This is a genomic window from Acinetobacter sp. ANC_7655 (assembly GCF_056784015.1).
In genome coordinates, this window is the sequence record NZ_JBWYJB010000016.1 from 46,138 (window position 1) to 54,919 (window position 8,782).

Here is an 8,782-nt window from a genome sequence, read left to right on the forward strand (position 1 = left end):
TTTTAATTCACATTCATACAGGCGTTGGAATGTGGTTTATTCTGCCCAGCTTGGCTGACGTTTTTGGATAAACGCCATAGTACCTTCCATGCCTTCTGCACTTGCCACTGCTTCTGCAAATTGGCGTGCTGCATCATCTAATAACGGCCCCAATTCTTCTTTGGTGGTACGATGTAATAATGCTTTGGTTGCACGAGATGCCAATGGCGCACAGCGTTTGATTTGGGTAATGGTTTCTTCAAGTGCCGATGCAAGTTCAACTTCATCTGCAACCACTTGATGCACAATCCCCACCTCTAAAGCAGTTTGACCTTTAAAACGCATTCCTAAAAGTGCTAAGCGACGTGCTTGAGTTAAGCCAACACGTGTCACTACAAACGGTGCGATTTGTGCAGGTAAAATCCCTAAGCCAGTTTCAGGTAAGCCAAATTGTGCTTCTGCATGAGCAATGGCTACATCAGATACACATGCCAAACCAAAACCACCACCAAGTACAGCACCTTCAAGTACAGCAACTACAGTTTGCGGTGCTTGATCCACTTGCTCAATCATTGCACCAAAGGTACGGTTAAAATCGGTATAAGGTGTGTTATTGCCGACTTCCATGGCTTTAGCACGGATACCCGCCATATCTTTGATGTTTCCACCTGCACAGAAATGACCACCTTTACCACGTAAAATTACAGCACGTACAGACACATCATCTTTAATTGCTGTAAATACAGCCTGAATGGATTCCACCATTTTTAGGCTCATGGCATTACGGCTTTCAGGATGGTTTAACCATAACGTTAAAATGCCACCGTCTTGCTCTAGGATGATGCTGCCATCAACCTCTAAATTGGCAATTGAACTTGATAATGTCATATCAGATCTCCTGTTTATTTTTTCTTACCAGGAAGGATGTCCATCATCTTACAGATAATGCCAAGCATGATTTCGTCCGCACCACCACCGATCGATACTAAACGACCATCACGGTAGAATTGTGCTGCTGGGTTATCTGCCATAAAGCCATTACCACCCCAGAACTGTAAGCAGCTATCCGCAACTTCACGCGTTAAACGACCTGCTTTCAGTTTTGCCATAGACGCCATTTGCGTTACGTTTTCGCCTTCGATATGTAATTGGCAAGCACGATAGGTTAATGCTTTCAGCGCTTCGATCTCAGTCATTAATTCAGCAAAACGGAAATGGATATATTGGTTATCAATTAATGGCTGACCAAATGTCGTACGCTCTTTAGTGTACTGAATTGTTTTTTCGATACATTGCAACATACCACCCATGGCGTTAGCAGCACCCCACATACGCTCTTCTTGGAACTGAAGCATTTGCATCATAAAGCCCATGCCTTCTTGACCCACTAAGTTACGCTGTGGCACACGTACGTTGTCAAAGAACACCTGTGCAGTGGTACTTGAACGCATACCTAACTTGTCTAATGGCTCAGAGAATGTAATACCCGGTGTATTTGCAGGAACCACAATCATTGATTTGTTAAAGTGTGGCTTACCATCAGAGGTATTCGCTAATAAACAGAAGAAGTCTGCTTGTAGAGAGTTTGTAATCCACATTTTGTGACCATTGATGATGTAATCATCACCATCTTTAGTTGCTGTGGTTTTTAGTGCTGCAACGTCAGAACCTGCTTGAACCTCAGATACTGCAATCGCTGCAACTTTTTCACCTGCAACTGCTGGCGTTAAAAACTCATCACGTAACTCTTTAGAACCAAAACGTGCAATCGCAGGCGTTGCCATATCGGTTTGTACACCCATCGCAAGTGCAACACCACCAACATTGATACGACCTAATTCTTCTGCAACCACCAAGTTATAAGAATAATCGAGTGCCAAACCGCCGTTTTCTTCAGGTTTACAGATACCCAATAAACCCAAATCACCCATTTTTTTGAATACTTCGTGGATTGGGAAACGACCTGCTTTTTCCCATTCTGCTGTAAATGGGTTGATTTCGTTTTCTACAAATTGACGTGTTGTACGGCGTAGCGCTTCATGTTCTTCAGTAAATTTCATTTTTGTCTTCCTTAAAATTTCAATATTTTTTTTAATCTTTAATCTCCCTTGCGAAGCCATGCTTCTCACCACTTTAAAAAGAGGGGGAATTCCTCACTTTTCACAGGGATGAGGAATATATTCCGCAAGAGGGATTTATTAGAATCTTGGTACACCAAAACGTGTTGGATTTAGTTCACGTGCTTGTGATTCATTAATCGTTTGCAATAAGAAAATCAGCAATTTACGTGTATCACGTGGGTCGATAATGCCATCATCATGCAACATTGCAGTATTAAATAGCGCTGTAGATTGTGACTCTAATTTCATCGCTGTTGATTGTTCTAAGAAGTCCAACATTTGCTCATTTGGCTCCATGCCAGATTCACGTTGTTTCGCCTCTGCAACAATACGAAGTACCTTACCAGCTTGCGCACCACCCATTACCGCAACACGAGAGTTCGGCCATGAGAAGATAAATTGTGGGCCAAGTGGACGACCACACATTGCATAGTTACCAGCACCGTATGAACCATGTGCAATGATCGAAATCTTCGGCACTGTACAATTCGCAACAGCTTGGATCAGTTTAGAACCATGTTTAATGATGCCGTTTTGTTCTGCATCTGTACCCACCATAAAACCTGTGGTGTTATGCAGGAATAAAATTGGGCGTTTGGTTTGTTCACATAATTGAATAAACTGTGCTGCTTTTGCTGCACCTTGTGGCGTAATCGGGCCATTATTAGTAATGATACCTAAGTGCATACCACCAATTTGCGACCAACCACATACCGTATGTGAATCATACTCATTTTTAAATTCGAAGAAATCAGAATCATCAACAATACGTGCAATGATTTCTTTCATATCCAATGGTTGTTTTGGATCTGATGGAATGATGCCAAGTAATTCTTCTGCTGAATAACGTGGCTCTTTATATTCTGGTGTTTCAAGCTTAACTTGCTCTTTCCAGTTTAAATGCTTAAAGATTTCACGTGCGATACGGATACCATCAGCATCATTTTCTGCTAAGTATTCTGCTGTACCGGCCACTTGTGCATGCATTTCTGCACCACCCAATTCTTCAGCAGTTGCCACTTCCCCTGTTGCTGCCAATAACAATGGCGGTCCTGCAAGCAACATTTCAGTTTGCTTACGTACCGTAATCACATAATCAGAAAGACCCGGTTGGTATGCACCACCTGCTGTGGCATTACCATGGACTACAGAGACTTGTGGAATCCCTTTTGCAGATAAACGTGCTTGGTTGGCAAAGGTTGTACCACCAGCAGTAAATACTTCTGCTGCGTAGTTTAAGTTTGCACCACCACTTTCTGCTAAAGTAATGATTGGTAATTTTTGCTCTAACGCAATTTGGTGTAAACGAAGGCTTTTGTGTACACCCATTGGAGCAATCGTACCGCCTTTGATCGCACTATTATTGGCAGCCACCATACAACGTGTACCGTTTACAAAACCAATCCCTGCAATGATCCCGCCACCTGCTTCTGAACCATCTTTATCATCATGCATCTTGTAACCCACAAGACCACACAACTCTACAAATGGAGAATCTGCATCGAGCAACATACGCACACGCTCATGCGGTAAAATCTTTCCTTTTTTATCAAACTTAGGCTTAGCTTTATAAGAACGATCTAGCGCACTTTTTTGAATCGCTCGAATCTCTTCGATTTGCTCGAGCAATTTCGCTTTATTCTGTTCAAATACTTCGCTTCCTACTGCAACTTCGGACTGAATCACTGCCATTCCGTTTCCTCCTTGTTCCTTATAATCTGGATTAATTCTTTTCGTCTTTTTTCTTTAGTACATCTGGAATAAATGCACGGTGGAAGCCGTTATAAGACTCACTATTTTCTGCAGATGATAATGGGAATACGCGTGTACCTTGTGAAGCCGCACCATCGATACGTACTGTCATCCCTGAAACAAAGTTGGCCGCTTCAGAAAGTAAATACACAATCGCTGAAGACACTTCCGATTCTGTTCCCATACGTTGTAAAGGCACATTGCCTGAAAGGTTTGGGATAATGAATTCTGCGACAGGGCCTGAATAGGTATCCATCCCTGATGAGATAATCCAACCCGGTGCCACACAGTTTACCCGCACACCTGATTTACCCCATTCCACCGCAGCCGTTTTGGTCAGGTTATCAACACCTGAACGTGCTGCACCTGAGTGCCCCATACCCGGCATACCGCCCCACATATCTGCTGCCATATTGACGATGGCACCACCATTTTTTGCCATCCACTGGTTATAGGCTTCACGCATAAGATAGAAGGTCGAATGTAAGTTATTACGGATGACCGCATCAAAACCATTGGCAGAAATACTTTCTAATGTTGATGGGAACTGACCACCTGCGTTATTCACTAAACCATCAATACGACCGAATTTTTCGATCACTTCCGCAATCATTTTTTTAACTTGTTCTTCTTCGCGGTTATCACACACGATGCCATGTGCACGACCACCATCTTCAGTGATTTCAGCAATCACTTTTTCAAGTTTTTCGATCTTACGACCTGTAATCACCACTTGCGCACCAAGTGATGCAAGCTCATGCGCCGTACAACGACCAATGCCCGAGCCACCACCTGTTACAATCACGACTTTGCCAGCGAATGCATCATTTCTAAAAATTGATTGATAACCCATTGCGCATATTTCCATTTTTAATTGATGTAAATTGTTTTAGATTGGGCACCATGGCGATGCCCAAATTTATGCTTACAGTAAATCTGCAGGCACTTTCACTGGCATATCTAATAATTGCTGTGCAAAGGCTTTACCTTGTGGGTCAATACGTAAACTTGCAACACCACCACCACCAAGCGCATCAATTAACAAGAAGTTAAGTGCATTTAAGCCCGGCAATTCATAGCGACGTACTTCGCCACCATTACCACCTTCAAACACATGCTTCATATATTCCGTAACATTCGCTTCAGTTAAAGATGCACGAATCCAAGGTAAAAATTCTGGTTTACGTGCAAGTACACCGATGTTGCTGTAGTTACCTTTATCACCACTACGTGCATGTGCAACTTGTACTAAAGGCACTTCAACTTCATTACCTGTTAAAGTTGCCACTTCACCTGCTGGAATGGTTGGGATTTCTTGTGGTGCTTCACCATGCGGAACATCAACTTTATGACGCTCGCCATTGATATCCACCTCGATATTTAATTTCGATTTTTCTACCAAGAACGAGAATAATTTAATTACTGGAGATGGTTTTGGACGCCCCCCCACAATCCCTGTTAATGCAGGTGCCATACCTGTAGAAGCTTGTGCAATTTCAGAAGCAAAGAACATACATGCTTCTTTAAACATATGTTTAACTGCAATTTTCACCACAACTTCACGTGGATTTTGCACACGTCGGTTTGCACCATAAGTTGTTTCCGTACCTAAAATCTCAATAGATTTTTCAGTAAATGGTGGAATTGAACGAAGCGCCATTACACGCTCAACTTTATTTAAAATTGCATTAGAAACGGCATAAGCTTTTTCTTCTGCATCTTGGCCTGCAAGTAAGAAGCTGACTAATACACGGTTACCATCAGGATAGGTCGTGCTTACTTTGTAGTGTTGTGTTGGCGCTGTACCTTTTGCACCTGTCACAAGTACACGATGCACACCCACTTGCTCAAGTTTGACTTGGCTAAAATCAGCCGTTACATCAGGCAATAGATAAGCTTGTGGATGACCAATCTCATATACAATTTGTTCGCCTACCGTACCCGGAGATACTAAACCACCTGTACCATTTGGCTTAGTCACCACAAATGATGAATCTGCTTTCACTTCAACAATTGGGAAGCCCATATTGTCAAAGCCTTCAACCAAACGCCAATCTGTGAAGTTACCGCCAGTACATTGTGCACCACACTCAATCACATGACCTGCAAGTGCCGCCTGTGCCAATTTATCGTAATCCGCTAAATCCCATTTGTATTCATGCAATAAAGGCCCAATCACCACAGCCGAATCCACGACACGACCTGTGATCACAATGTCTGCACCTAAATCCAGAGCGTCACGAATCCCTACAGCACCCAAATAAGCATTACTACTTGCGACATGTGGAGGAAGATCCTCACCATTAAACATTTCTTTTATATTTTGTTTTTGAAGTTCAACGTGCTGATCCATTAAATCATCACCAAGTACCACCGCAACTTTCAAATCTAAACCAGCATTTTTGATCACTTCTTGAAGTGCATCACGGCATGCCAATGGATTTACACCGCCAGCATTACTTACAACTTTGATTTTCTTGTCCGCAATTTTGTTGATGAGCGGTGTCATAACACGACTAACAAAGTCCAATGCATATCCATGAGAAGGATCTTTCATTTTGGCTTTTGCCATGATAGACATGGTGATTTCTGAAAGATAATCAAATACTAAATAGTTAATATCCGACATGTGTACCAATTGAAATGCAGCTGTGTTGGTATCTCCCCAGAAACCTGAAGCACAGCCAATTTTTACAATTTTTTGTTCGTCCTGAATATTTGTCATAACCATCTCATTATTCTGTTTAGAATTTGAGCTTAATCTACCAAGCAAGCGCTTGGTTTGTAAAGTGCAAAATGTTATTATTATTTGCAAATCTGCTTATTGCGCTAAAATTTGCATGGAAGCAACGCGTTTAGAAAACAAAATAGGATAAAATAACAAGATGATCGCGACCTCTATTGACCAAATTCAACCAATAGCCTGCTTTGACGATACACCACGTGGTCGTTTACTTTTGGGGGCAGCTTATTTATTCCATAAACAAGGTTATGCCAAAACCACTGTTCGTGAACTCGCACAGTTTATTGGCATCCAATCTGGAAGTTTATTTCATCATTTCAAAACCAAAGACGATATTTTGGCGCATGTGATGGAACAAACCATCATTTACAATCACGCTTGCCTTGAAAGTGCCATATCCACTTCAGACCATCCAGAGCAACAACTCAAGGCTCTGATTAAAGCTGAACTCGATGCGATCTCTGGGGATACAGGTTCCGCTATGGCTGTATTGGTCTATGAATGGTTTTCACTTTCTGAGGAAAATCAGAAGAAACTATTAAAATTAAGAAATGATTATGAAGGGATATGGCTGAGTGTCATCAAGGTATTACATGACAAAGGCAAAATTAAGCACGATCCTTTTATCTGGCGAAGACTGATTGGTGGTTCAATCGCTTGGACCGTAACTTGGTACAATCCAGAAGGGAAAATGTCACTTGATGAGTTAACCAATATCGTCTGGGATATGGCAATGAATGCTTAACTTTATATCTGATCAATTAAAAAAGGTGGCTTATCCACCTTTTTATTTCTTTTAGAAGCCCAGCTGTCGGCTTGCCAAATCTTTCATAATTTCCTCAGCTCCACCGCCTATCATATTCACTTTAACTTCGCGATATATACGTTCAGATTTCATGCCACGCATAAAGCCCATGCCACCTAGTGTTTGAACGGCTGCATCAGCACAGAATTGCATAGTTTGCGTTGCTACGTTTTTGAGTATACAAATTTGTGCAATCATTTCATTCCCTTGAAGTTCAGGACGCCCCATTTTATATGCCGTATCTTCAAGTAAAGCGCGAGTCGTTTGTAAACGTGTTGCCATATCTACCAATTTATGACGAACAACTTGATGATCTACCAAGCGTTTACCAAAAGTACGTCGCTGTTGAGCCCAATCTAGAGCTTCTTCATAACAAACTTTTGCATAACCATAACTACTCGCAGCCAAGAAAAAACGCTCCATATTGAAGTTATTCATGATAACAAAGAAACCCATATTCTCAGGACCAATCAAATTTCTTGCAGGCACTTTAACTTGATCGAAGTGTAGATGAGCGGTATCAGAAGCCCACCATCCCATTTTATCTAACTTCGTTTTTGTAATACCTGGTGTATGGGCATCAATCAGTAGCATTGAGATACCATTGGGTCCTTTTCCTTCAGGATCAGTTCGAACGGCAACGGTATAGTAATCAGCGCGAATACCAGAAGTAATAAAGGTTTTTTCGCCACTGACTACATAGTAATTACCTTCTTTTACTGCTTTTGTTTTAAGTGCTGCAACATCAGACCCCCCTCCCGGTTCTGTTATTGCTAATGCCGAAATCTTCTCACCTGATAAGATTTGTGGCAAAACCTCTGCTTTCACCTCTTCACTTGCAAAGCTATTGATTGGCGGTGCACCGATCATATGTGAAAGTAATGAAGCGATTAACCCTCCTGATGCAGCCTTTGCCAACTCCACACACCCCAATAAAGTATAGAATGCATCTGTATCAGGGATACCACCGTATTTTTCATCAAAACCTGATGCCATCAATCCAACTTCTGCAGCTTTTTTGTAGAGTTCTCGTGGAAAAGATTCGGCTTCATCCCACTCATTTACATAGGGAATAATTTCTTTTTCTACAAATTTTTTTACTGCATCTGCAAATGCAAAGTGTTCATCTGTGTAATAGATCGGATTGTATTGCATCAACTATGTCCCTGAAATTATTTAAATCCTCATAGGCATACTGACATTTATTGTTGTTTTTTTAATTGCAAGAATCATCAATCTTTTGGCATAAATTAACTGAATGGAGCTTCTTATTTAATTACAAGGGTTTAATTATTTTCAAATTCAATTTTTATATATAAAAAAAAACCCCCTTCTATTGAAGGGGGTGTTTAGAATAATGAGCTGGCGATGACTTACTCTCAC

General features: G+C 41.4%; 7 protein-coding genes. 1 reads left to right on the forward strand and 6 read right to left on the reverse strand.

What is annotated here, in order from left to right; translation table 11 throughout:
• Positions 1 to 36: 36 nt before the first annotated feature.
• The 5 genes from AC1M9N_RS13585 to AC1M9N_RS13605 all read right to left on the reverse strand — a co-directional run bounded on the left by AC1M9N_RS13585 (position 37) and on the right by AC1M9N_RS13605 (position 6,582).
• The gene (locus AC1M9N_RS13585) at positions 37 to 867 is read right to left on the reverse strand and encodes an enoyl-CoA hydratase/isomerase family protein (RefSeq protein WP_481592319.1); all 831 of its coding nucleotides are present in this window, start codon (positions 865 to 867) and stop codon (positions 37 to 39) included.
• Positions 868 to 881: 14 nt separating this feature from the next.
• Positions 882 to 2,039 carry an acyl-CoA dehydrogenase family protein gene (locus AC1M9N_RS13590; RefSeq protein WP_481592318.1) on the reverse strand — a complete coding sequence of 386 codons (1,158 nt, stop codon included), beginning with the start codon at positions 2,037 to 2,039 and terminating at the stop codon, positions 882 to 884.
• A gap of 138 nt (positions 2,040 to 2,177) precedes the next feature.
• Positions 2,178 to 3,791 (reverse strand): acyl-CoA carboxylase subunit beta, encoded by a 1,614-nt coding sequence (locus tag AC1M9N_RS13595; protein WP_481592317.1) that lies wholly within the window; start codon positions 3,789 to 3,791, stop codon positions 2,178 to 2,180.
• Positions 3,792 to 3,822: 31 nt separating this feature from the next.
• Positions 3,823 to 4,704: an SDR family oxidoreductase gene (locus tag AC1M9N_RS13600; RefSeq protein WP_481592316.1), complete on the reverse strand. Its 882-nt coding sequence runs from the start codon at positions 4,702 to 4,704 to the stop codon at positions 3,823 to 3,825.
• A gap of 72 nt (positions 4,705 to 4,776) precedes the next feature.
• The gene (locus tag AC1M9N_RS13605) at positions 4,777 to 6,582 is read right to left on the reverse strand and encodes an acyclic terpene utilization AtuA family protein (protein ID WP_481954917.1); all 1,806 of its coding nucleotides are present in this window, start codon (positions 6,580 to 6,582) and stop codon (positions 4,777 to 4,779) included.
• Between the two features lie 154 nt (positions 6,583 to 6,736).
• On the opposite strand from AC1M9N_RS13605, the gene AC1M9N_RS13610 reads away from it, so the two are divergent.
• On the forward strand, positions 6,737 to 7,339 hold the full coding sequence (locus AC1M9N_RS13610) for a TetR/AcrR family transcriptional regulator (RefSeq protein ID WP_035269534.1): 603 nt from the start codon (positions 6,737 to 6,739) through the stop codon (positions 7,337 to 7,339).
• A gap of 51 nt (positions 7,340 to 7,390) precedes the next feature.
• Here the strand turns inward: AC1M9N_RS13610 and AC1M9N_RS13615 are convergent, their stop codons facing one another.
• Entirely contained in the window at positions 7,391 to 8,554 is a 1,164-nt protein-coding gene (locus tag AC1M9N_RS13615; RefSeq protein ID WP_481954918.1) for an acyl-CoA dehydrogenase family protein, read from the reverse strand.
• Positions 8,555 to 8,782: the final 228 nt, after the last annotated feature.